Annotated in this window: 21 protein-coding genes and 1 tRNA gene; 16 read left to right on the top strand and 6 right to left on the bottom strand. The window is 71.3% G+C overall.

What is annotated here, in order from left to right:
• Positions 1 to 276 precede the first annotated feature (276 nt).
• The 5 genes from ACWFR3_RS30265 to ACWFR3_RS30245 are packed head-to-tail and all read left to right on the top strand — an operon-like array spanning position 277 to position 4,500.
• Entirely contained in the window at positions 277 to 1,842 is a 1,566-nt protein-coding gene (locus ACWFR3_RS30265) for an ATP-binding protein (RefSeq protein ID WP_453737829.1), read from the top strand.
• A 4-nt stretch (positions 1,843 to 1,846) separates the two neighbouring features.
• Positions 1,847 to 2,257, top strand: a complete 411-nt coding sequence (locus ACWFR3_RS30260) for a roadblock/LC7 domain-containing protein (RefSeq protein WP_361200978.1) — start codon at positions 1,847 to 1,849, stop codon at positions 2,255 to 2,257.
• Positions 2,254 to 2,640 (top strand): DUF742 domain-containing protein, encoded by a 387-nt coding sequence (locus tag ACWFR3_RS30255; RefSeq protein ID WP_361200980.1) that lies wholly within the window; start codon positions 2,254 to 2,256, stop codon positions 2,638 to 2,640. Before ACWFR3_RS30260 ends, ACWFR3_RS30255 begins: the two co-directional genes overlap by 4 nt.
• A complete protein-coding gene (locus ACWFR3_RS30250; RefSeq protein WP_361200982.1) occupies positions 2,621 to 3,244 on the top strand; it encodes a GTP-binding protein in 624 nt (207 codons plus the stop codon). Before ACWFR3_RS30255 ends, ACWFR3_RS30250 begins: the two co-directional genes overlap by 20 nt.
• Positions 3,241 to 4,500, top strand: coding sequence for a cytochrome P450 (locus ACWFR3_RS30245; RefSeq protein WP_453737828.1), 1,260 nt, complete (start codon positions 3,241 to 3,243; stop codon positions 4,498 to 4,500). Before ACWFR3_RS30250 ends, ACWFR3_RS30245 begins: the two co-directional genes overlap by 4 nt.
• Positions 4,501 to 4,566: 66 nt before the next feature.
• Here ACWFR3_RS30245 and ACWFR3_RS30240 read toward each other — a convergent pair whose 3' ends face one another.
• A complete protein-coding gene (locus ACWFR3_RS30240; RefSeq protein WP_453737827.1) occupies positions 4,567 to 5,592 on the bottom strand; it encodes a 7-epi-alpha-eudesmol synthase in 1,026 nt (341 codons plus the stop codon).
• Between the two features lie 258 nt (positions 5,593 to 5,850).
• Between ACWFR3_RS30240 and ACWFR3_RS30235 the strand changes: the two genes are divergently transcribed.
• Positions 5,851 to 6,714: a YhjD/YihY/BrkB family envelope integrity protein gene (locus tag ACWFR3_RS30235; protein ID WP_453737826.1), complete on the top strand. Its 864-nt coding sequence runs from the start codon at positions 5,851 to 5,853 to the stop codon at positions 6,712 to 6,714.
• A 75-nt stretch (positions 6,715 to 6,789) separates the two neighbouring features.
• Here the strand turns inward: ACWFR3_RS30235 and ACWFR3_RS30230 are convergent.
• Positions 6,790 to 6,874 (bottom strand) — tRNA-Leu (locus ACWFR3_RS30230).
• A 181-nt stretch (positions 6,875 to 7,055) separates the two neighbouring features.
• Here ACWFR3_RS30230 and ACWFR3_RS30225 point away from each other — a divergent pair.
• From ACWFR3_RS30225 to ACWFR3_RS30215, 3 genes are all read left to right on the top strand, one after another.
• A complete protein-coding gene (locus tag ACWFR3_RS30225; RefSeq protein ID WP_453737825.1) occupies positions 7,056 to 8,408 on the top strand; it encodes a M20/M25/M40 family metallo-hydrolase in 1,353 nt (450 codons plus the stop codon).
• 141 nt (positions 8,409 to 8,549) lie between these two features.
• Entirely contained in the window at positions 8,550 to 8,783 is a 234-nt protein-coding gene (gene chpH, locus ACWFR3_RS30220) for a chaplin ChpH (protein ID WP_453737824.1), read from the top strand.
• 140 nt (positions 8,784 to 8,923) lie between these two features.
• The gene (locus ACWFR3_RS30215) at positions 8,924 to 9,706 is read left to right on the top strand and encodes a chaplin family protein (protein ID WP_453737823.1); all 783 of its coding nucleotides are present in this window, start codon (positions 8,924 to 8,926) and stop codon (positions 9,704 to 9,706) included.
• A 111-nt stretch (positions 9,707 to 9,817) separates the two neighbouring features.
• Here ACWFR3_RS30215 and ACWFR3_RS30210 read toward each other — a convergent pair whose 3' ends face one another.
• Positions 9,818 to 10,006 carry a DUF5703 family protein gene (locus tag ACWFR3_RS30210; protein WP_190082655.1) on the bottom strand — a complete coding sequence of 63 codons (189 nt, stop codon included), beginning with the start codon at positions 10,004 to 10,006 and terminating at the stop codon, positions 9,818 to 9,820.
• A gap of 47 nt (positions 10,007 to 10,053) precedes the next feature.
• On the opposite strand from ACWFR3_RS30210, the gene ACWFR3_RS30205 reads away from it, so the two are divergent.
• A complete protein-coding gene (locus ACWFR3_RS30205) occupies positions 10,054 to 10,839 on the top strand; it encodes a hypothetical protein (RefSeq protein ID WP_453737822.1) in 786 nt (261 codons plus the stop codon).
• 62 nt (positions 10,840 to 10,901) lie between these two features.
• Here the strand turns inward: ACWFR3_RS30205 and ACWFR3_RS30200 are convergent, their stop codons facing one another.
• Together ACWFR3_RS30200 and ACWFR3_RS30195 are read right to left on the bottom strand one after the other, a co-directional pair.
• Positions 10,902 to 13,241, bottom strand: a complete 2,340-nt coding sequence (locus ACWFR3_RS30200; protein WP_453737821.1) for a helix-hairpin-helix domain-containing protein — start codon at positions 13,239 to 13,241, stop codon at positions 10,902 to 10,904.
• Complete coding sequence (locus ACWFR3_RS30195) at positions 13,238 to 14,218, bottom strand: aldo/keto reductase (protein ID WP_453737820.1); 981 nt, start codon at positions 14,216 to 14,218, stop codon at positions 13,238 to 13,240. Before ACWFR3_RS30195 ends, ACWFR3_RS30200 begins: the two co-directional genes overlap by 4 nt.
• 175 nt (positions 14,219 to 14,393) lie before the next feature.
• Here ACWFR3_RS30195 and ACWFR3_RS30190 point away from each other — a divergent pair, with 175 nt between their 5' ends.
• The gene (locus ACWFR3_RS30190; RefSeq protein WP_453737819.1) at positions 14,394 to 15,443 is read left to right on the top strand and encodes an LLM class F420-dependent oxidoreductase; all 1,050 of its coding nucleotides are present in this window, start codon (positions 14,394 to 14,396) and stop codon (positions 15,441 to 15,443) included.
• A gap of 234 nt (positions 15,444 to 15,677) precedes the next feature.
• A complete protein-coding gene (locus ACWFR3_RS30185; protein ID WP_453737818.1) occupies positions 15,678 to 16,466 on the top strand; it encodes a ferritin-like domain-containing protein in 789 nt (262 codons plus the stop codon).
• A 20-nt stretch (positions 16,467 to 16,486) separates the two neighbouring features.
• On the opposite strand, the gene corA is transcribed toward ACWFR3_RS30185, so the two are convergent.
• A complete protein-coding gene (corA, locus tag ACWFR3_RS30180) occupies positions 16,487 to 17,485 on the bottom strand; it encodes a magnesium/cobalt transporter CorA (RefSeq protein ID WP_453737817.1) in 999 nt (332 codons plus the stop codon).
• Between the two features lie 62 nt (positions 17,486 to 17,547).
• Between corA and ACWFR3_RS30175 the strand changes: the two genes are divergently transcribed.
• From ACWFR3_RS30175 to mshC, 4 genes are all read left to right on the top strand, one after another.
• Positions 17,548 to 18,234 (top strand): histidine phosphatase family protein, encoded by a 687-nt coding sequence (locus tag ACWFR3_RS30175; RefSeq protein ID WP_453737816.1) that lies wholly within the window; start codon positions 17,548 to 17,550, stop codon positions 18,232 to 18,234.
• 81 nt (positions 18,235 to 18,315) lie between these two features.
• On the top strand, positions 18,316 to 18,906 hold the full coding sequence (locus tag ACWFR3_RS30170; RefSeq protein WP_453737815.1) for a DUF3090 domain-containing protein: 591 nt from the start codon (positions 18,316 to 18,318) through the stop codon (positions 18,904 to 18,906).
• A complete protein-coding gene (locus ACWFR3_RS30165; RefSeq protein WP_453737814.1) occupies positions 18,870 to 19,736 on the top strand; it encodes an SCO1664 family protein in 867 nt (288 codons plus the stop codon). Before ACWFR3_RS30170 ends, ACWFR3_RS30165 begins: the two co-directional genes overlap by 37 nt.
• 217 nt (positions 19,737 to 19,953) lie before the next feature.
• Positions 19,954 to 21,183, top strand: coding sequence for a cysteine--1-D-myo-inosityl 2-amino-2-deoxy-alpha-D-glucopyranoside ligase (gene mshC, locus ACWFR3_RS30160; protein ID WP_453737813.1), 1,230 nt, complete (start codon positions 19,954 to 19,956; stop codon positions 21,181 to 21,183).
• Positions 21,184 to 21,314: the final 131 nt, after the last annotated feature.

Below are 21,314 nucleotides of genomic sequence, written 5' to 3'. Positions count from 1 at the left end.
CACCTTCCGCGCTCCTGGCTGAAGATCATCTACAGTGCCCGCCCCGTGACCCGCCGGGTTGATCAACAACCCTCCACACCAGATAAGCTCCGCTGCAGCGCCGCGAGTTGACGCGATTTCAGTCTGTCGCGCACCACGGCGCTGTCGCGCTGTCGTACGGGGGATCACGCAGGTGATCGAGGGGGGTGCCGCCGTCCAAGGCGGTACCGAGATGCGATGGGTGCGGCCCCTTGGTTGGGTTGTCCACTCTTCGATCGCGTTGGTTTGAGGATGCAGATGGAACTTGCCACTCCGCCGTCGGCGGCAGCCCGGGCGCCCGCGGCCTGGTACAGCTGGTGGCTGCTGCCGATCGGCCTTGGCGCAGGCAGCGTCGCCACCCTGGCCGTCGGCTCCGACCCGGCCCGAATACCCACGGCGGTCGCCGGCCTCGCGGCGACCGCGGCAGCGGCCGCGTGTATCCGCCTCCTGCTGCGCGCACGGCAGGAACTGCGCCGCACGGCCGACGAGGCGCGCACCGCACAGCTGAACCACTCCCAGCAGTGGCAGCAGCACGTCGCCGCCCTGGAACGGCGGTTCGAGGACGAACGCGCCGCCTTCGAGGCCCACCAGATCGACGAGGCCAAGGCCTGGCAGTGGCGCCTCGACCGGCAGCAGGCCCTGGTGGCCCGCCTGGCGGACGAGTTCCTGCCCGAGGCCTTCGAGGGCCTGCGCGGCGGCGAGGCGATCGAGGACGTGCTGCCCCTCGCCCTCGACGAGGAGACCGAGATCACACCGGAGTTCAGGCTCGAACTGCGCAGGGTTCTGCGCAGCGCCCTGATCGCCGTCGAGGAGGAGTTCAACCGCAGCACGTCGGCCGAGCACGCCGTGATCAGCATCGGCAGCCGCATCCACGTGCTCACCGGGAAGATCCGCGGCCGGCTGCACGAGATGCAGGGCGAGCACGGCAGGACCCCGGCCGTCGCCAGGGGCCTGATGGAGCTCGACCAGGCGATCGGCCCCGCCGACTGTCTGGCCGCGAGCATCGGCGTGCTCGGCGGCACGGACCGGCCGGGACGCCAGTGGCAGGAGCCGCAGCGCCTGCTCAGCGTCGTGCGCGGCGGCATCGGCCGCATCAAGGACTTCGACCGGATCCAGCTGCGCCAGCTGCCCGAACTCGGCGTCGACGGCGGTCTGGTGGACCACCTCACGCTGATCTTCGCCCACCTCCTGGACAACGCGGCACGCTACTCGCCGCCCACCGAGCCGGTCGTCGTGTCCGGCAAGGAGGTGCCCAACGGCGTCGGCATCGAGATCCAGGACGCGGGCAAGGGCCTGACCGAGGAGAAGAAGCAGCAGGCGCTGCAGTCCCTCGAAGGCGTCGCCGCGGGTCCCGGCCTCGGCGGGCTCTCGGAGGACGCACACCTGGGCCTGCGCGTGGTCGGCACCCTCGCCCGTAAGTACGGCATCAGGGTCACCTTCGCCGACTCGCCCTGGCTCGGCACCTCCGTGGTCGTCGTCGTACCGCACAAATACTTCAGCCAGCTGCCGGCCGCCCCCGTGACGGCACCGGTCCAAGCGGCACGGACGGAGACCCCCGCGGTGGAAGCGGCCCCTCGTACGGAGCCGCCCGCCGCCCCGGCAGCCGCCGCCCCGCCCGCCGCCGACGACGTCACGCCCGGCGGCCTGCCCCGGCGCAGGAGCAAGCGCACCGAGTCCCCGAAGGGGGCCGACACCGAGCCGGAAGCCACCACGGGCACGCACGCGGCGCCCGTCGTGCCGCCGGACGCGTCCTTCACCGGCATGGCGGCCTTCGCCACCGCCGGACGAGAGACCGACGAGCCCCGCACCGAAGAGAGCGACTAGCCACATGACGCAACACGAAACCGACGTGAGCTGGGCGCTCCGCGATCTGACCGAGAGCATCAAGGAGATCCGCTTCGCCCTCGTCGCGTCGAGCGACGGCAAGGCCATCACCTCCTACGGAGCCGACGACCCGGACGACGTGGACCGCTTCGCCGCGGTGGTCGCGGGCCTGCAGGCGCTCGCCCAGCCCGTCGCGGCCCAGTTCCCCAAGTACGGCGGACAGCTGCGCCTGGCGATGATCGAGGTCGACGGCGGGCACCTGTTCGTGGTGCGGGCCGGCGTGGAGACGTACCTCGGGGTCCTCGCAAGGGAAGGGCTCGACCAGGGGCTGCTCGGACACCAGATGAGAGATCTGTCCCGCAGGATGGGTGAGCTCCTGGGCACCACTGCGCGGCAGGAGGAGCAGCCTGGATGAGCGGCCCCCACCGGTCCGGCCCCCCACGGCCCACGGACCCGTCCGGTCTTGAGCGCTACTACGTGCTCACCGGCGGTCGCAGTGGTCCCGGCGGGCCGGCCGCCGGCCTCGACGTGGCGACCCTCATCGTCTCCCGCTCGGCCCCCGCTCCCGGCATGCAGCACGAGCACGAGGAAATCGTGCGCCGGTGCCGCGATCCGCTGTCGGTCGCCGAACTCGGCGCCCATCTCGGACTGCCGTTCAACATCATCGCGGTGCTCCTTGCCGACCTGCTCGAAGCAGGCCAGGTGGACGCCCGCGATCCCATCCCGGCTTCCACACCCGGCCATGGGGCGGACCTCGCGCTCCTTGAGGAGGTACTCAGTGGACTACAAAGGCTTTGACCGTCCGGACCAGCCGACGTCAGCGGGCTCCCTGCCCGCCGAGAGCCGCTCGGTCAAGGTGATGATCGCCGGGGGCTTCGGCACCGGCAAGACCACCATGGTCCGCTCCGTGAGTGACATCAAGCCGCTCACCACCGAGGAGACCCTCACCCAGGCGAGCATCGACGTCGACCACCTCATCGGGGTCGCCGACAAGAACGAGACCACCGTCAGCCTCGACTTCGGGCGGATCGGCCTCAACGAACAGCTCGTGCTCTACCTGTTCGGCACACCGGGCCAGGAGCGCTTCTGGTTCCTGTGGAACGGCCTGTTCAAGGGCGCCCTGGGAGCCGTGGTCCTGGTGGACACCCGGCGCCTGGCGTCCAGCTTCCGGGCGATCGAGGAGATGGAGCGCCAGGGCGTGCCCTTCGTCATCGCCCTCAACGTCTTCCCGGACTCGCAGAACCACCCCGTCGAGGAGATACGCGACGCCCTGGACATCCCCGAGCACACCCCGGTCGTCGCCTGCGACGCCAGGGACCGGGAGTCGAGCCGCGATGTGCTCATCGCCCTGATCCGCCACCTGAAGGAACGCTCGACCGCCGCCCTGGAGGCCGCCCGATGACCACTGACGCCCCGCAGGCCTCCGGAGGCTGCCCCGTCCGGCACGGCGGACCGGCCGGGGCCGCACGGCTGTACGGGGAGGACGTGGCCGAGGAGCAGCAGGGCATCTACGACCGGCTGCGCAAGCAGCACGGCACGGTGGCCCCCGTACTCCTCGAAGGGGACGTACCCGCCTGGCTGGTCCTCGGCTACCGCGAGAACCGGCGGGTCCTGGAGAACCCGCGCCAGTTCGCCCGTGACTCGCGGATCTGGCGGGACTGGAAGGAGGGCCGCGTCGAGGACGCCTCCCCCCTGATCCCGATGCTCGGCTGGCGCCCCGACTGCGTCTCCCAGGACGGCGAGCCGCACCGGCGGCTGCGCGGCGCGGTCACGGACGGCCTGCAGGCCCTGGCGGACCGCGGCGTCAAGCGGCACGTCACGCACTTCGCCAACAAGCAGATCGACGCGTTCGCCGAAGAGGGCAGCGCGGACCTCGTCGCGCAGTACGCCGAGTACCTCCCGATGCTGGTCCTGACCCGTCTCTTCGGCATGCCCGAGCGGGAGGGGCGCCGGCTCGCGGTGTCCTGTGCGCAGGTCCTCAAGGGCGGCGCGGAAGCCGTGGCGCACAACGACCGCATCATGCAGATCCTGCAGGCTCTCTCCGAGCGCAAGCACGCCGAGCCGGGCGCCGACTTCACGACCGGGCTCCTTGGCCACGGGGCGGGCCTGGACGACGACGAGGTCCTGAGCCACCTGCGCCTGGTCCTGATCACGGCCCACACCACCACCAGCAACCTGCTCGCCAGGGTCCTGCAGTCCGTGCTCACGCACCCCTCGCACATGGCGGGCCTGGTGAGCGGGCAGCTCAACATCTCCGCCGTGGTGGGGGAGGTCATGTGGAACACGCCGCCGCTGGCCGTCCTGCCCGGCCGGTTCGCCACGGCCGACCTGGAGCTCGGCGGCCGGCAGATCAAGGAGGGCGACCTGATCGTCCCCGGTCTGGCCGCGGGCAACCTGGACCCGGAGATCAGGCCGGACGCCTCCTCCGACCTGCACGGCAACCAGGCCCACCTCGCGTTCAGCGGGGGCGCGCACGAATGCCCCGGACAGGGGATCGGCCAGGGCATCATCGAGACGTCCGTCAGCGTCCTGCTGCACCGGCTCTCCGGGCTGCGCCTGGCGGTCGCGCCCGACGAGCTGACGTCCACCGCGTCCACGTGGGAGGCGCGCCTGGACCGGCTGCCGGTGGAGTTCACGGCGCAGAGCGCCGCCGCCTGACCCGTGGGCCGGAGCGCATCGCGCGCTCCGGCCCACGGAAGGCCCGCTTCAGACGGTGGGCCCGCCTCAGACGGTCAGCAGATCGTCGAGCGACCCGCGCCCCTGCTCCTCGGCCGCGGCCGCCGGGCTGTCCTTGACCGCCGCGTACCGGCCGGTGACCAGGGCCCACTCGTAGTTCCCGTTGATCCAGTGCCGCGCGGCCTCCACGCCCATCCGCACCAGATCGCGCTCACTCTCCGAGAGGCCGAGCTCGTCGCACATCGCGGGCACCTGCTCCTCGTACTCCAGGTAGTCCCGCAGCCGCTCCGTGGTCATCCTGATCGCCTCGGCGGCGGCCTCCTCCCAGGAGCAACCGCGCTCGTGGCGCAGGACGGTGATGAGGTTGTGGCCGTCCCCGCGGCGCTTCTCGCGCTCGAAGGAGTGGATGTCGTTCATGAACCCGATGGTGTCCGCCGCGGCGTCCCGCAGCCCGATCATCACCGGATGCGCCTGAGCCTGCGCGGGCACCTCGAAGCGCCGGCTGCGCTCACCGGCGTCGATGCTGTGATGGATGCCGACGGTACGGCGCCGGAACTCGGTGTACGCGTCGAGGCCCAGGGCCGTGCCGCGTGCGGCCAGGTCGACCTCCTCGGAGTGCGCGACCAGGAACCGCCCCCAGGACGCCGCGAACCGCGACCGCCAGGCGAGCGACATACCGTCGGCCAGCTGCGCCCACACCTGCGCCCAGGCCACCGTGATGGGGCAGACGACGCGGGGCTCGCTCCCGGCGGGACGCAGCGGCGTCGCGATGAGCTCACGGGCGACCTCCGCGATGCGGTCGGCGCGGTCGGGCCGCCCGCTGTCGAACTGGTCGTCGAAGAGGAAGGCCAGGGAGAACCAGTTCATCAGGACGACCATGTCGTCGGCCGACGCGTGCGGATACGTACGTATCGCGGCCTGCGGCAGATCCCAACTCTCGTACTCGTCGAACCCGGCCTGACTTCGGACCAGACCCATGTCCTTCACCCAGCGCAGATGCTGCTCGCGGGCGTAGTCGAGATGCTCGCTGACGGGAGTGGTGAAGGGGAGGTCGAACCGGACGTCCTGCGGCATGCACGTTCTCCTAGAAAGACGCACGTGGCCCCCCGTGCACCCAGCGTGCGAGCGTGTGTTCGGTTGATCGCTCAACTGCGCTAGCAGGCTGCCCCAGCCGTAAATGATCTACGCTGTGATAGAGATCATTCCGCTTCCCAACAGTGTTCTGTGCGGCGGGGGTTGCGCTTTCGGGAAGTGGACGCTCCGCATCCGGTCGGTGCCCGTTCGGCGGTAAGCGGGTCTGCCTCCGCGTCGATTGCGGGTAGGCGAACCGACATGCCCCCAGCACCCGGTACGCCGGACCACGGTGACCCCGCGCGGCACGGACGCCGGATTCCGCGCCTCCACCGCCGCGTCCTGGCCTCGGTCGCGGGCCTCGCCTGGAACCGCGGCCGCGAGATCGAACTGATGCACCGCGCGATGGGCTTCGCCGCGCTCAGCTTCCTCACGCTCGTGCCCCTGCTCGTGGTCGTCGCCGCGGCCGATCTGGCCAGGGGAGAGGGCTTCGCCCGCTGGCTGGTGCAGGGGCTTGGGGTGTCCGAGGTGCCGGAGGAGGAGATCGAGCAGCTCTTCGGAGCGCCGGGGCAGGCGCTGCGGCAGACCACGGCACTGGGCCTGGCCGCGCTCGCGGCGTTCGGCGTGACCTTCGGCTCCGCCGTGCAGACCGGCTACGAACGCGTGTGGGACCTGCCTCCGGCGCGCTGGCACACGATGTGGCGGCACGTGGTCTGGCTGGCGGTACTGGTCTTCTTCCTGCTCCTCTTCGTCACCACCCCCGCGCCGGAGGAGTCATCCGCCGCCGGGACGGGCCTGGTCACCGTGGGCGACACCATCGGCGTCTTCCTCTTCTTCTGGTGGTCGCAGCGCTGGCTCCTCTGCGGCCGCATCCGCTGGCGGGCCCTGGCCCCCGGCGCCGCCGCGACCGCCCTGGGGATGCTCGGGCTGCGGGTCTTCTCGCAGTTCGTCTTCTCCCCGCTGATCGCATCGAACGCGGTGACGTACGGCCCGTTCGGCACCGTACTGATCCTGCAGTCCTGGCTGGTGGGGGTGGGCTTCGTCGTCTACGGCGGAGCACTGGTGGGCCGCCTCGTCCACGAACGGCGGCTGCAGCGCAGACTGCCTGCGGCCGGACCGGGCTGAGAGCTCTACCGGGGGCCCGACGCAAAGCGCCGGCCGGGATCTCTCCCGACCGGCGCATCGCTGATCAATCTTCTGTGTCCGAGGGGGGACTTGAACCCCCACGCCCGATAAAGGGCACTAGCACCTCAAGCTAGCGCGTCTGCCATTCCGCCACCCGGACCGGTGGTCTGTCGCGGTTTCCCGCGGCGACGTGGAAAACCATAGCAAACATTCGGGGGCCTCCGTTCACACAGGTCAGGTGCGTGAACGGCGTATGTCGACGGGTGCCCGGCCTTGGGTGTCGAGGGGTGGGCGCGGGAGGATGAAGGGGACCACCAGCAGCGATAGCGGGAGGAACCATCGTGAGCGAGTCGAGCAGGGCCGACAGGGCGGGCGAGGCGGACCGGTCGCGGCCCGTCACCGGTGAGGACGAGGTCGTCGATCTCTGCCGCGATCTGATCCGCATCGACACCAGCAACTACGGCGATCACTCGGGCCCGGGCGAGCGCAAGGCCGCCGAGTACGTCGCGGAGAAGCTCGCCGAGGTGGGGCTCGAACCGCAGATCTTCGAATCGCACCCCGGCCGGGCCTCCACGGTCGCCCGCATCGAGGGCGAGGACCGCTCCCGGCCCGCGCTGCTCATCCACGGCCACACCGACGTCGTACCGGCCAACGCCCAGGACTGGACGCACCACCCCTTCTCCGGGGAGATCGCGGACGGCTGTGTGTGGGGCCGCGGCGCCGTCGACATGAAGGACATGGACGCGATGACCCTCGCGGTCGTGCGCGAGCGCATGCGCACCGGGCGCAAGCCCCCGCGCGACATCGTGCTGTCCTTCATGGCCGACGAGGAGGCCGGCGGCACGTACGGCGCGCGCTACCTCGTCGACAACCACCCGGAGCTCTTCGAGGGCGTCACGGAGGCCATCAGCGAGGTCGGCGGCTTCTCCTTCCAGGTCAACGAGGACCTGCGGCTCTACCTCATCGAGACGGCCCAGAAGGGCATGCACTGGATGAAGCTGACCGTGGACGGCACCGCGGGCCACGGGTCGATGATCCACAAGGACAACGCCATCACCGAACTGTCCGAGGCCGTGGGCCGGTTGGGACGGCACAAGTTCCCGGTACGGGTGACCAAGACGCTGCGCCACTTCCTGGACGAGCTCGGCGACGCCCTCGGCACCGAGCTCGACCCCGAGAACATGGACGAGACGCTGGCCAAGCTCGGCGGCATCGCCAAGCTCATCGGCGCCTCGCTGCAGAACACCGCCAACCCCACCCAGCTGGGCGCCGGCTACAAGGTCAACGTCATCCCGGGGCAGGCGACCGCGCACGTCGACGGCCGCTTCCTGCCGGGGTACGAGCAGGAGTTCCTGGCCGACCTGGACCGGCTCCTCGGCCCGAACGTGAAGCGCACGGACGTGCACGCGGACAAGGCCCTGGAGACGTCCTTCGACGGCGCGCTCGTCGACGCCATGCAGACGGCGCTGCAGGCCGAGGACCCGATCGCCAAGGCCGTGCCGTACATGCTCTCCGCGGGCACCGACGCCAAGTCCTTCGACGATCTCGGCATCCGCGGCTTCGGCTTCGCGCCGCTGAAGCTGCCGCCGGAGCTGGACTTCGCGGGGATGTTCCACGGTGTGGACGAGCGGGTCCCGGTGGACGGTCTCAAGTTCGGCGTGCGCGTGCTCGACCGGTTCATCGACGCGTCCTGAATGAAACTCCAATAATCGTCAGCACGTACGTACTTGACTGAAAAGAGTGAAAGGGACCATAGGCTCGTAGCCCCATTCCCTCCTCCTCGTTACAGGTGGTGCGGTCCGCGGCTGGGATCGCATTGCCAACGAGGAGGAACAATGATCAAGAAGGTCGTCGCTGCTGCGGCTGCCACTGGTGGTCTCGTGCTCGCGTGTGCGGGTATCGCTGCTGCCGACGCCGGTGCCCAGGGTGCCGCCGTGAACTCACCCGGTGTGCTCTCTGGCAACGTCGTTCAGGTGCCGGTGCACGTGCCGGTGAACGCCTGTGGCAACACGGTCTCCGTGATCGGGCTGCTCAACCCCACCTTCGGCAACACCTGCGTCAACGCCTGACGCTGTTGTGCCTCACCCCACGAGGGTCTGAGTTCGTAGGTCCCGGAGTGCGCCCCATGCATTCCGGGACCTTCGGGCATTCCGCGTGCGCCTCTCAAGAAGCGTGCGCATTCCTGAAGGTCACAAGGCAGGGAAAACCTATGCGACAGGTCACTCGAAAAGGCCTGATCACGGTGGCGGCCGCTACGGGCGTACTCGCCATCAGTGGTGGATACGCACAAGCCGACTCGGGTGCCGGCGGGGGTGCATCGGATTCTCCGGGTGTGCTCGCCGGCAATTCGGTGCAGCTCCCGGTGCACGTGCCGGTGAACGTCTGCGGCAACAGCGTCAACGTCGTCGGGGTGCTCAACCCCGCGATGGGCAACAATTGCGCCAATACCTCCGACGGCAACGGCGGGGGCAGCGGCAATAACAAGCCCTCGGGCGGATCCTCCGCGCACGGCCACAGCAGCGACTCGCCCGGCGTCGGCTCGGGCAACGACGTTCAGCTGCCGGTCGACGTGCCGGTGAACGTCTGCGGCAACAGCGTCACCATCGTCGGTCTCGGCAACGCGACCGCCGGTGACGACTGCGTCAACGACTCGGGTGACGCGCCGCCGCCGGGCGGCGAGAACCCGCCCACGAAGCCGGAGCAGCCGCCGGGCGGCCCGGAGCAGCCCGGGCACCCCGAGCAGCCGGGGGAGCCGGGGAAGCCCGGAACGCCGGGTGAGAAGCCTTCGGACGACCGGGCGATGCCGCCCGGATCGCCGGAGCAGCCGGGAACGCCGAACCAGCCGGGGGCGCAGACCATCGCGCAGCCGAAGGGCTCGGAGACGCTCGCTCAGACGGGCAGCGACCTGCCGATGGGCGTCGTGCTGCCGGTGGGCGCGGGCATGCTGCTCGCGGGAACGGTGCTGTACCGCAGGACGCGGTCGGCCGCCTGATCAAGGGCGCACGACGCCGCTTGATCCGGTATCCGGAACGGAGGGTGCCCCGCTTGGCCGGGGCGCCCTCCGTTCTTGCTGTCCGGCTCGCTGCCCACTCGCTGCCTCACGTCACCAGGTGGCCCGCAGCTGGCGGATGATCCGCCGCTTCAGCCGCACCCTGCGACTGCCGTCCGCGTGCAGGCTCAGACGGTCCAACTCCCAGTGTCCGTACTCGGCATGGTCCGTCAGCAGGCGCGTCGCTTCCTTGCGGGTAACCCCGCGCGGCACATACACGTCGACAAATTCGTATTCCGGCATCGCATCTATTGTGCAAGTACGGGCCCGCTACGGATAGCGTCTGCACTATGTCTGATGCTGCGCAGCCAACCGCTGCCGAGGTACGCGCCGCCGCCGAGGCGGTCAAGACCGCGCTCGACCGTCACCTTGCCGCGGTCGAACGCAGGTCGGGGGAGGACGACCCGGCCGTCTATGAGGCGTTCAACGAGCTGGCCGCCGCGGCCGAGGAGTACGACGAGCTCCTCTACGACCGCTACGACGAGGTCACCCCCTTCGAGATCCCCGGCTCGGACAGCGACGTGCTGCCGCCGTACCAGGGCCCGGAGGAGGCGAACGCGCTGAGCGTGCTGATCCGCAGGGACTACGCCGTGGCGGAGCCGCAGCGGCTCCTCGCGCAGGCCCAGCGGGTCGCGGACCTCGACGCGGACACGGCGGGCGACATTCCGGCGGCCGAGGCGGCGGGCAGCAGCGTGCATGCCGCGCTCGGAGTCCTCTTCGGGGAGTTCGAACCGGACGAAATCGCCTCCCGGCACAAGGAGTTCGGCCTGGAGGAGGGCGACTCCACGCTCTGGGTGACCGCGGCGGACGAACCCGCGGAACCGGGGGAGTGGCTCGACGCCCCCTTCGACGCGGCGGACCCGCACCGGGTCGTGTGCCGCTTCGACGTCAGCGCGGTCTTCGACGACGAACCGGACGATGACGACGGTGTCGGCGCCGACGGCCGCGTCCGCGTCGATCCCGACGCCGTGGCGGTCCTCGAGGAACTCGACGAGGTCGACGACATCGACGACGTTGACGAGGCGGACGCGGTCGACGTCGACGACGACAGAAGCCCCCTGGACGCGGATCGCTGACGCTTCCTCCGGGCGCCCGGCTCATGTGGCGGGCGCCCGGAGACGCGGGACGTCGGTCCGGGTCAGGACGTGGTGGGGACCTGGGGGCGCAGGAGGGTCTGCAGGCGCGTCGTACGGGCCTTCGGGGGGACCTCGGCCACCGCGCGCGGCAGCGCCTGCTCCGCGCCCTGGACCACCGACAGATGCCGTTCGCCGCGGCTGAACGCGGTGTAGACCCAGGGCCTGCTCAGGGCCGCGGTCGCGTCGCCCGGCAGCACCACGACCGCTGCGGGCCAGCTCAGGCCCACGGCCTGGTGCGCGGTGAGCGCCCAGGCGTGCCGCACCGTCTGCTCCACCCGCTCCTTCGGTACGACGACGGGGGCGCCGTCACACTCCAGGTGCAGCCCCTCCGCGTCGGCCCGCAGGACCTTGCCCAGGGTCGTGCGCCCGGGTGCGGGGACGTGGGCGACGCGGTCGCCGGGGTCGAAGCCGCCGAACCGGCCGGGGCCGGGGTTCAGCCGCTCCTTGAGGGCGGTGTTCAACGCGCGGGTGCCCGCGGCGCCGCCGTGTCCGGGAGTGATCACCTGGGTGTCCTGCGGGGGCACCCCGATCGCGCGGGGCACCGAGTCCGCCACGAGCTGCACCGTGCGGTGGACCGCCTCGCCCGCGTCGCGCACGGGGACGATCACGACTTCCTTGCCCGGCGCCTCGACCTGGTTCAGCTCGCCGATGCCGATTCCGGAGACCAGCTCCCCGATGGGGCCGGGGTCCGGGACGCGCGAGACGACCTGCGGGCAGCAGCGTGCCGCGAGGAGATCGGCGAAGACCCGCCCCGGACCCGCCGACCACAGCACGCCCGGATCGCCGCTGAGCACCAGACGGGCGCCGTCCGGCAGGGACTCCACCAGCATCGCGGCGCTCTCCACGTCCAGCTGCGGCGCGTCCAGGACCACCAGGAGGTCGAGGGCGAGGGCTCCGTCCCTGTCGCGGCCGGGACCCTCGGCGCCGGAGAGCAGCCCCGCCACGGTCGCGGCGCCCGCCTCGTCCGAGCCGGTGAGCCCGGCGACGCGCCCGCGCCCCGCGGAGCTGTGCGTGGCCGCCCACACGCGCAGGCCGAGGCGCGCCGCCGCCGCCACCAGCGCGGCGGGCTCGGCGCGTGCCGCATCGCCGCCGGTGTGCAGGACGAGTCCGTGGCCCGCCGCCGCGCGGATCAGCTCGGCGGTGGAGCCGGACGCCTCGGCCGCGGCGGACTCCCAGTCGGCGGCCTGCGGGCCCGATCCGTCTTCCTTGGGAAGAGAGTTGATCACCCGGGCGAGGCCGTCGGCGAGGCTCTCCTCGGCCAGTGCGTACTGCTCTAGGCCGACCAGGACGCGGACCGGCTGTTCGGCCTCCTCGCCGTCGCCGTCGCCCTCTTCCTGTACGGGAGCCGGGGCCCCCGGTGTCTCGATGGCGTCCTGGAAGACCAGGATGTCGCCCTCCGCGATGGCGCTCTGCACCGCCGCGTCCGGGTCGGGCACGGAGCGCTGTCCGAGCGCCGCGGTGAGCGCCGCCGCGTCCAGAGCCGTGTGCCCCGCGACGGCTGCCTGCTCGAGGAGCCAGGCGGTGATCGCACGCCCCCTGCGCTCGTCGTCGGGCCCGCACTCCGCGCCGAGCAGCGCCCGCGCGAAGCCGTCGGCCTGTTCCGTGCGCACACCGCCGACCCGCAGCAACTGCCAGGGGTCGTCCCGCAGCAGGGCGTCGGCGCCCTCGCCGAGCGCCGCCGCCGTCCGCTCGGCGAGGGCGGCAGGCGCACCGCCTTCGGCGAGCACGGCACGGACCGCGTCCACGGCTTCGTCGCCGGGGCCCGAAGCGGCCGGGGCGACGGGCTGGGGTCGGCGCACGGGCTCGGGCGCGGCCTTGCGCGGCGCGGGTCCGGGCTCGCTGAAGGCGCTGGCGACCGGCTTCTCGCCGCTCTCCACCGCGCGCACGGCGGCCAGCAGATCGGCGGCCTTGCCGCTGAGCTTGGTGCCGGCGTCGACCGGCCCCTGCTTGGCGGCCCTGCGCTCGGCGATCCGCTCCCGCAGCTCCCGCTGGGCGGCGATCTCGGCCTCGGTCTCCGAGAGCTCCTTGCTTTCGGCGGCTCCGCTCTCGGCTGCGGCGTTTTCGCCGGCGGCGTCGGGACCGTCGGAGCCGTCAGGCGTGGCCGTGGCTCCGGACTCCTCCGCGGCGGCGGTCTCCGCTTGCTCCGGGTCAGAGGTCTCCGAGAGACCCTCGTTCTCGGCGGCGTCAGGGCCGACGGAGCTCTCCGCCTCGGCCGTCGCCCCGTCGGAGCCGGTGGCGTCGGTGTCGGCCGCGCCCTCCGCCTCCGGCGCCCCCGCCCCGGTCTCCTGTGCGGCAGCGGCCTCCGCTTCCTGCGCGGCAGCGGTTTCCGGCTCCGTACTCACAGCGTGCTCCAGTCCTGATCGGGGTAGCGGTGCACGGGCGCCGACACATCGTCGAGCGCCTGGCAGATCTCGTCAGGAAGACTAAGGGTCTCCACTGACAATGCGGCCGTGAGCTGCTGCGCGTTGCGCGCGCCGACGATCGGCGCGATGACTCCGGGACGGTCGCGCACCCAGGCGAGGGCGACCTGGAGGGGTGTGGCCGCCAGGCCGTCCGCGGCCGTGGTGACCGCGTCGACGATGCGGCTCGCGGCATCGTCGAGGTAGGGCGCGACGAACGGCGCGAAGTGCTCCGAGCCGCCGCGCGAGTCGGCCGGGGTCGAGGTGCGGTACTTCCCGGTGAGCACGCCGCGGCCGAGCGGCGAGGAGGGCAGCAGGCCCACGCCCAGGTCCATCGCCGCGGGCAGCAGCTCCCGCTCGACGCCGCGTTGCAGCAGGGAGTACTCCATCTGCGTACTGGCCAGGCGCGTTCGCGCGCCCGGCGCCGCGAGCTGCCACGTCGCCGCCTTGGCGAGCTGCCAGCCGGAGAAGTTCGAGATGCCCGCATAGCGCGCCCGGCCGCTGCTGACGGCGATGTCCAGGGCCTGGAGCGTCTCGTCCAGGGGCGTGCAGGGATCGAAGGCGTGCAGCTGCCACAGGTCCACGTAATCCGTGCCCAGGCGGGCCAGGGACGCGTCGAGTGCGGAGAGGAGGTGACCCCGGGAGCCGTCGAAGCGGCGGTCGGGATCGGGCACGCTGCCCGCCTTGGTCGCGATGACCAGATCGCGGCGCGGCACGAGCCGTTCTATGAGACGGCCGAGCAGATACTCCGCCTCCCCGTCGCCGTACACATCGGCCGTGTCGACGAGGCTGCCACCGGCTTCCCAGAACACCTTCAACAGATCGGCGGCGTCGCTCTCCTGGGTGTGCCCCCAGGTCAGGGTGCCGAGTCCGATCCGGGACACGCGAAGGCCGGTACGGCCGAGATGCCTCTGCTCCATGGGCGCTGAGATTACTGGCCGTGCTCCAGTGACGTGAGGGGCTGTGGACAAACCCGTGACTGTGGAGAACACGGGAACCCCCCGGCCACCCGCACGCCCGCCGCTGACGGGCCGCGCACCCACGCGCTACAGTCCCCGGCACAGGTACGTTACTGCTCAGTAAGGGGATTCGGCCATGCAGCTCGGGATCAACCTCGGCTACTGGGGCGCGGGGATGGACGCGGACAACCTCGCCGTCGCCAAGGAGGCCGACAAGCTCGGCTACGCGGTCTGCTGGGCCGCGGAGGCGTACGGCTCGGACGCCGCGACGGTGCTGTCCTGGGTGGCCGCGCAGACCGAACGCATCGACATCGGATCCGCGATCTTCCAGATCCCGGCCCGCCAGCCCGCGATGACCGCCATGACCGCCGCCACGCTCGACTCGCTCTCCGGCGGCCGCTTCCGCCTGGGCCTCGGTGTCTCCGGACCGCAGGTCTCCGAGGGCTGGTACGGCGTCAAGTTCGACAAGCCCCTTGCCCGCACCCGCGAGTACGTCGAGATCGTCCGCAAGGCGATGACGCGCGAGCGCCTGAGCTACGAGGGCGAGCACTGGACGCTCCCGCTGCCGGACGGACCCGGCAAGCCCATCAAGCTCACCGTCCACCCGCAGCGCGAGCACATCCCGCTGTACGTCGCCGCGATCGGCCCCAAGAACCTCGAGCAGACCGGCGAGATCGCCGACGGAGCCCTGCTGATCTTCCCCTCGGCCGAGCACCTGGAGGACACCGCCATCCGCCACCTGCGCGCGGGGCGCGAGAAGGCGGGCAAGACGATGGAGGGCTTCGACGTCGTCCCGACGGTGCCGCTCGCGGTCGGTGACGACGTCAGCGCCCTCGCTGACATGTTCCGCCCGTACACCGCCCTCTACGTGGGCGGCATGGGCAGCCGCAAGCAGAACTTCTACAACCAGCTCGCCCAGCGCATGGGTTACGAGAAGGAAGCGGCCGAGATCCAGGACAAGTACCTGTCCGGCGACAAGGAGGGTGCGGCGGCCGCCGTGCCGCGCGAGCTGATCGACTCGACCACGCTGCTCGGCTCCGTGGACCGTATCGCCGAACGGATGCAGGCCTACGCGGCCGCCGGGGTCACCACGCTCACACTGGCGCCGGCCGGCTTCACGCTGGAGGAGCGGATCATGGCCCTGCGCGCGGGTACGCAGGCGCTGGAGCGCGCCGGACTGGCGTAACCGGAGGGGGAAAGTTCTGCGGCCGTGGTGGGGGCTCGGGGGTCTTCCCCGCCACGGCCGTCACGGAGCACAACGCTTCGTGCGGCCCCTCGGTTACGGCCCCGTCCGGGGGCAGCTGTCCTTCGTTTGGCGGAGCTGTACCTGACACCTGTTGCCACACCCGCGTGCGCGCCTTTGACTTGTTCTTTGCGGAGTTCGCCCGGAGTTCTCGCGGAGGGCATGGAGGTGCCAGTGATGCTTTCGGCCAGGAGTGTCTTCGAGGAGATCCTCGACAACGACGAATCGTTCCGGCTCTTCTGTTCCATCGCGGCCAGCGGGGAGTCGCAGGGCGGATGGGAGAACGGGCGAATCGCCGCGCTTCTCCCGGACAGCCAGCGCGCTCTCGGCCCCAAGGTCGCCCGGCACGGCGCCGACGAGGACAAGCACGGACGCATCTTCAACGCCCTTCTCAAGAAGCGTGGCCTGGAGCCCGCACCGGTCCCGCCCGAGACGGACTACACGATGCTTCTGGAGCGGCAGGGCATCGGCCTCGCGCACGAGAAGCTGCGCCGTGAAGAGCCGCTGACCGAGCGGGACGTCGTCGTCTACCTCTCGCACAGCCGCGTCACCGAACAGCGTGCCGCCGACCAGATGGACATGCTGGTCACGTACTTCGGCGACCACCCCGAGGTCGGCAAGGCCATAAGGATGATCTGCCACGACGAGGACAACCACCTGGCCTACTGCCACGAGGAGTTGCTCCGCCTCGCCGCCGCGGGACACGGCCGGATGATCCTCGACACCCTGCACGAGTGCGCCCGCGCCGAGACGCGCGTGTACCGGGACGTGAGCCTCGCCGTGATGGACCACATGGGACGCATCCTGGACTGGCCCAAGCCCAAGACCGCGGCACTGGCCTCGGGGGTCCGCGCCATCTCCGCGTACGAACGCCTCGGAGGCTGGCGTCGGATGGTGTCCCTGAAGATGCCCGAGCGGCGCGACGCACTCGGCGGGCCCGCCACCCCGGCACCCGGGTTCGCCTGACCGCGCGGGCGGCCCGCCCGCTAGAGCCAGCCCCGGCGCTTGAACAGCCGGTAGAGAAGGATTTCGAGCGCCGCCATCAGCAGGATCACGGCCGGGTAGGACCACGCCCAGTGCAGCTCGGGCATGTGGTCGAAGTTCATGCCGTACACACCCGCGATCATCGTGGGGACCGCGGCCATGGCGGCCCACGCCGAGATCTTCCGCATGTCGTCGTTCTGCCGCACGCTCATCTGCGCCAGATGCGCGGAGAGGATGTCGGACACCAGGCGGTCGAGGCTGTCCACCCAGTCGTTCACCCGCGTCAGATGGTCGCTGACGTCCCGGAAGAACGGCTTTGCCGTGTCCTTGACGAAGGGCACGTCGGGCGCGAAAGGACCCGTCCCGGAGAGGCGCATCATGGGCATCGCCAACGGTCCCGTGGCCCGGCGGAACTCGACGATCTGGCGCTTGAACCGGTAGATCCGGGACGCCGTGTTGCGGCTGCCCCCGTTGTCAGGAGAGAAGACCTCCGCCTCCAGCTCCTCCAGGTCGGTCTGCAGCTCACCCGCGACGTCGAGGTAGTGGTCGACCGTGGCGTCGGCGACCGCGTACAGGACGGACGTCGGACCGTGCCGCAGAATGTCCGGCTCCGCCTCCAGACGGTGGCGTACGACACCGAGAGGCGAGCCCTCGCCGTGCCTGACCGTCACCACGAAGGCGTCGCCGATGAAGACCATGACCTCGCCGGAGGAGACGGCATCGCTGTCCGGCTCGTACACGACCGGTTTCAGGACCACGAAAAGGGAGCCGTCGAACACTTCGAGCTTGGGCCGCTGGTGCGCCTTCAGGGCGTCCTCCACCGCCAGCGGATGCAGCCCGAATTCCCTGCTGACCTCGGCGAACTCGTCCTCGGTCGGTTCGTGCAGGCCCACCCAGACGAAGGCGTCCCCCGCCTTGCGCGCCTCGTCGACGGTGTCCGAGAAGTCCTCCTCGCACTCGGTCCGGCGCCCGTTCCGGTACATCGCGCAGTCCACGATCACGCACGGCATTCTTCCCGACCTCCGCTCGGGGCACACCCGGAAGGCGGCTTAGGCTGGCCCGCATGCCCACGCTGATCCTCGTCCGGCACGGACGATCCACCGCCAACACCGCGGGTCTGCTCGCCGGGTGGACCCCCGGCGTGGCCCTGGACGAGCGCGGCGCCGCACAGGCCGCGGCGCTGCCCGGACGCCTCGCGGACCTGCCGCTCGCCGAAGTCGTCTCCAGCCCGCTCCAGCGCTGCCAGGAGACCCTCGCGCCGCTGCTCGCCGCGCGCCCCGGGCTGCGGCTGCACAGCGACGACCGCATCGGGGAGTGCCACTACGGCGACTGGTCGGGCCGCAAGCTGGCCGAGCTGTCCGACGAGCCGCTGATGGAGGTCGTGCAGCAGCACCCGTCGGCCGCCGCCTTCCCGGGCGGCGAGTCCATGCGGGCCATGCAGACGCGGGCGGCCGAGGCGGTACGCGAGTGGAACGCGCGCGTGGAGCGCGACCACGGCCCCGACGCCGTGTACCTGATGTGCTCGCACGGCGACATCATCAAGTCTCTTGTCGCGGACGCCATCGGACTGCACCTGGACCTCTTCCAGCGCATCTCCGTGGAGCCCTGCTCCGTCACCGCCATCCGCTTCACGCGCCTGCGGCCCTTCCTCGTACGCCTGGGGGACACCGGCGACTTCGGGTCGCTCGCTCCCCGCGCGGAGCCGTCCGGCAGCGACGCGGCGGTGGGTGGCGATGCGGGAGCACCGTGATCGTCACCCGCAGTAGGGTGCAGTCGTCGCGTCGAACAAGCGCAAGTGATCAATCGCAGTCGATCCCAATGGAGACAGGACGTGTCGCGTCAGGTGTTCCTCTACGACCCGCCGGAACGCTTCGTGGCCGGAACGGTCGGGCTCCCCGGCCGGCGTACCTTCTTCCTCCAGGCCTCCGCCGGAGTCCGGGTGACCAGTGTCGCCCTGGAGAAGACCCAGGTGGCCGCGCTCGCCGAACGCATGGAAGAGCTGCTCGACGAGGTCGTGCGCCGCAGTGGCGGCAATGCCCCCGTGCCCGCCGTCGCCTCCGCCGAGGTCACTGACAGCGCGCCCCTCGACTCGCCCGTCGAGGAGGAGTTCCGGGTGGGCACGATGGCGCTCGCCTGGGACGGCGACGAAGAGCGCATGATCGTCGAGGCACAGGCCCTGGTGGAGTTGGACGCCGAGTCCGACGAGGATCTCGCCGAAGCAGAGGAAAGGCTTCTGCAGGACGAGGAGAACGGGCCGCCGATGCTGCGCGTCCGGCTCACCGGGGCGCAGGCGCGCGCGTTCACCAAGCGCGCCCTCGACGTCGTGAACGCGGGGCGGCCGCCGTGCCCGCTGTGCAGCCTCCCGCTCGACCCGGAAGGACACGTATGCCCGCGGCAGAACGGATACCGGCGGGGCGCGTGAGCTCCGTCGGCGCGGACGCGGCCGCCGGTGTCGTGGAGCTGCTCACCCTGGGGGAGCTGACCGTGCGCGGACGGATCCGCGAGGCCTCGAACGCGGTGCTCTACTGCTCCGTCTCGTACGAGGGCCGGGAAGCCGCCTGTGTCTACAAGCCGGTCGCCGGTGAGCGCCCCCTGTGGGACTTCCCCGACGGGACGCTCGCGCAGCGCGAGGTGGCCGCGTACGAGGTTTCCGAGGCGACGGGGTGGGGCCTCGTCCCGCCGACCGTGCTGCGGGACGGGCCGCACGGCGAGGGCATGTGCCAGCTGTGGATCGAGGGCTCCGACACGGACCCCGAGTCCTCCGAGGACGGCGGGGAGCTGCTGGCCCTGGTCGAGGGCGCGGAGCCCGGTGAGGGCTGGAAGGCGATCGGCTTCGCCGACGTGGGGGAGGGGCGGACGGCGCTTCTCGTGCACGCGGACGACGAGCGGTTGCGGCGGCTCGCCGTGCTCGATGCGGTGATCAACAACGCGGACCGCAAGGGCGGGCATCTGCTGACCGATGCCGGTCGGCTCTACGGGATCGACCACGGGGTCACGTTCAACGCCGAGGACAAGCTGCGGACGCTGCTGTGGGGGTGGGCGGGGGAGCCGCTGACCGCCGAGGCGGTGGGGGTCCTCGAGTCCCTGCGGGACGGGCTCGCGGCGGACGCGCCCCTCGGCCTGCGGCTGGGGGACCTGATCACCGGCGCCGAGGTGGATGCCGTCCGCGAGCGGGTGGCAGCCTTGCTGGCGTCCGGGAAGCATCCCGTGCCGGGCGGGGAGTGGCCCGCCATTCCGTGGCCGCCGGTGTAGGCGGTGGCCCGGCCGGGCCGTTCAGCCTTGCGGAACGCCTGCCCACAACGGGGGCGGGGCCCGTGGTCATCGCGGGTCGATGCGGGGCAATCGGGTGGGTGGGTGGGAGAAATTTGCCGCGCAGCGGCGGGGTAATCGCAGGTCCAAGGCGCCCACGCCCGGATAAACCTTGATCCCCCGCTCGTATGCGGACGCTCCGTCCGGTTAGGCTCATGGCATGCATGCCTGGCCCGCTTCTGAGGTCCCCGCCCTGCCTGGCAAGGGCCGCGACCTCCGGATCCACGACACCGCGACCGGTGGTCTCGTCACCCTTGACCCCGGTCCCGTCGCCCGTATCTACGTCTGCGGCATCACTCCGTACGACGCGACCCACATGGGTCACGCGGCGACTTACAACGCGTTCGACCTCGTGCAACGCGTGTGGCTCGACACCAAGCGGCAGGTTCATTACGTCCAGAACGTGACCGACGTGGACGACCCGCTCCTTGAACGTGCCATCCGCGACGGAAAGGACTGGGTCGAGCTCGCCGAGGGTGAGACCGCCCTGTTCCGCGAGGACATGACCGCCCTGCGGCTGCTTCCGCCGCAGCACTACATCGGAGCCGTCGAGGCGATACCCGGCATCGTGCCGCTCGTCGAACGCCTCCGGGACATGGGCGCCGCCTATGACCTGGAGGGTGACGTCTACTTCTCCGTCGAGTCCGACCCCCACTTCGGTGAGGTCTCCGGTCTCGACGCCGCCGCGATGAAGCTGCTCTCCGCCGAGCGCGGTGGTGACCCGGAGCGCCCGGGCAAGAAGGACCCGCTCGACCCGATGCTCTGGATGGCCGCCCGCGAGGGCGAGCCGAGCTGGGACGGCGCCTCGCTCGGCCGTGGCCGCCCCGGCTGGCACATCGAGTGTGTGGCCATCGCCCTCGATCACCTGGGGATGGGCTTCGACGTGCAGGGCGGCGGATCCGACCTCGCGTTCCCGCACCACGAGATGGGCGCCTCGCACGCGCAGGCCCTCACCGGTGAGCACCCGTTCGCCAAGGCGTACGTCCACGCGGGCATGGTCGGCCTGGACGGCGCGAAGATGTCCAAGTCCAAGGGCAACCTCGTCTTCGTGTCGAAGCTGCGGCGGGACGGGACCGACCCGGCCGCCATCCGTCTCGCGCTCCTGGCGAACCACTACCGCGCCGACTGGGAGTGGACCGACTCCGTCCTGACCGAGGCCGAGGAGCGGCTCGCCCGGTGGCGTGCCGCCGTCTCGCGTCCCGACGGACCCGACGCCGGGGAACTGGTCGAGGAGATCCGCGAAGCCCTCGCGAACGACCTGGACTCCCCGGCCGCGCTCGCCGCCGTGGACCGCTGGGCCGCCCGCCAGGACGCCGAGGGAGGCACGGACGAGGGCGCCCCCGGCGTCGTATCGCGTGCCGTGGACGCGCTGCTGGGCGTGGCCCTGTAGCCACCGGACCACCGAAGTCACGGCTGCGCGCAGGCCGGTCGCCGACGGGCGACAGGCGGCAGCCAGGCAGGGAGCGGCGCCGGGGTGGGGCTGGCGGGCGCGGGGGCGGGCCGCTGGTGTCGGGCGGGTGG

It is taken from the genome of Streptomyces sp. NPDC055189 (assembly GCF_053606765.1).
The sequence above is the reverse complement of the archived record's forward strand: the minus strand, read 5'-3'. Positions and strand labels throughout refer to the sequence as shown.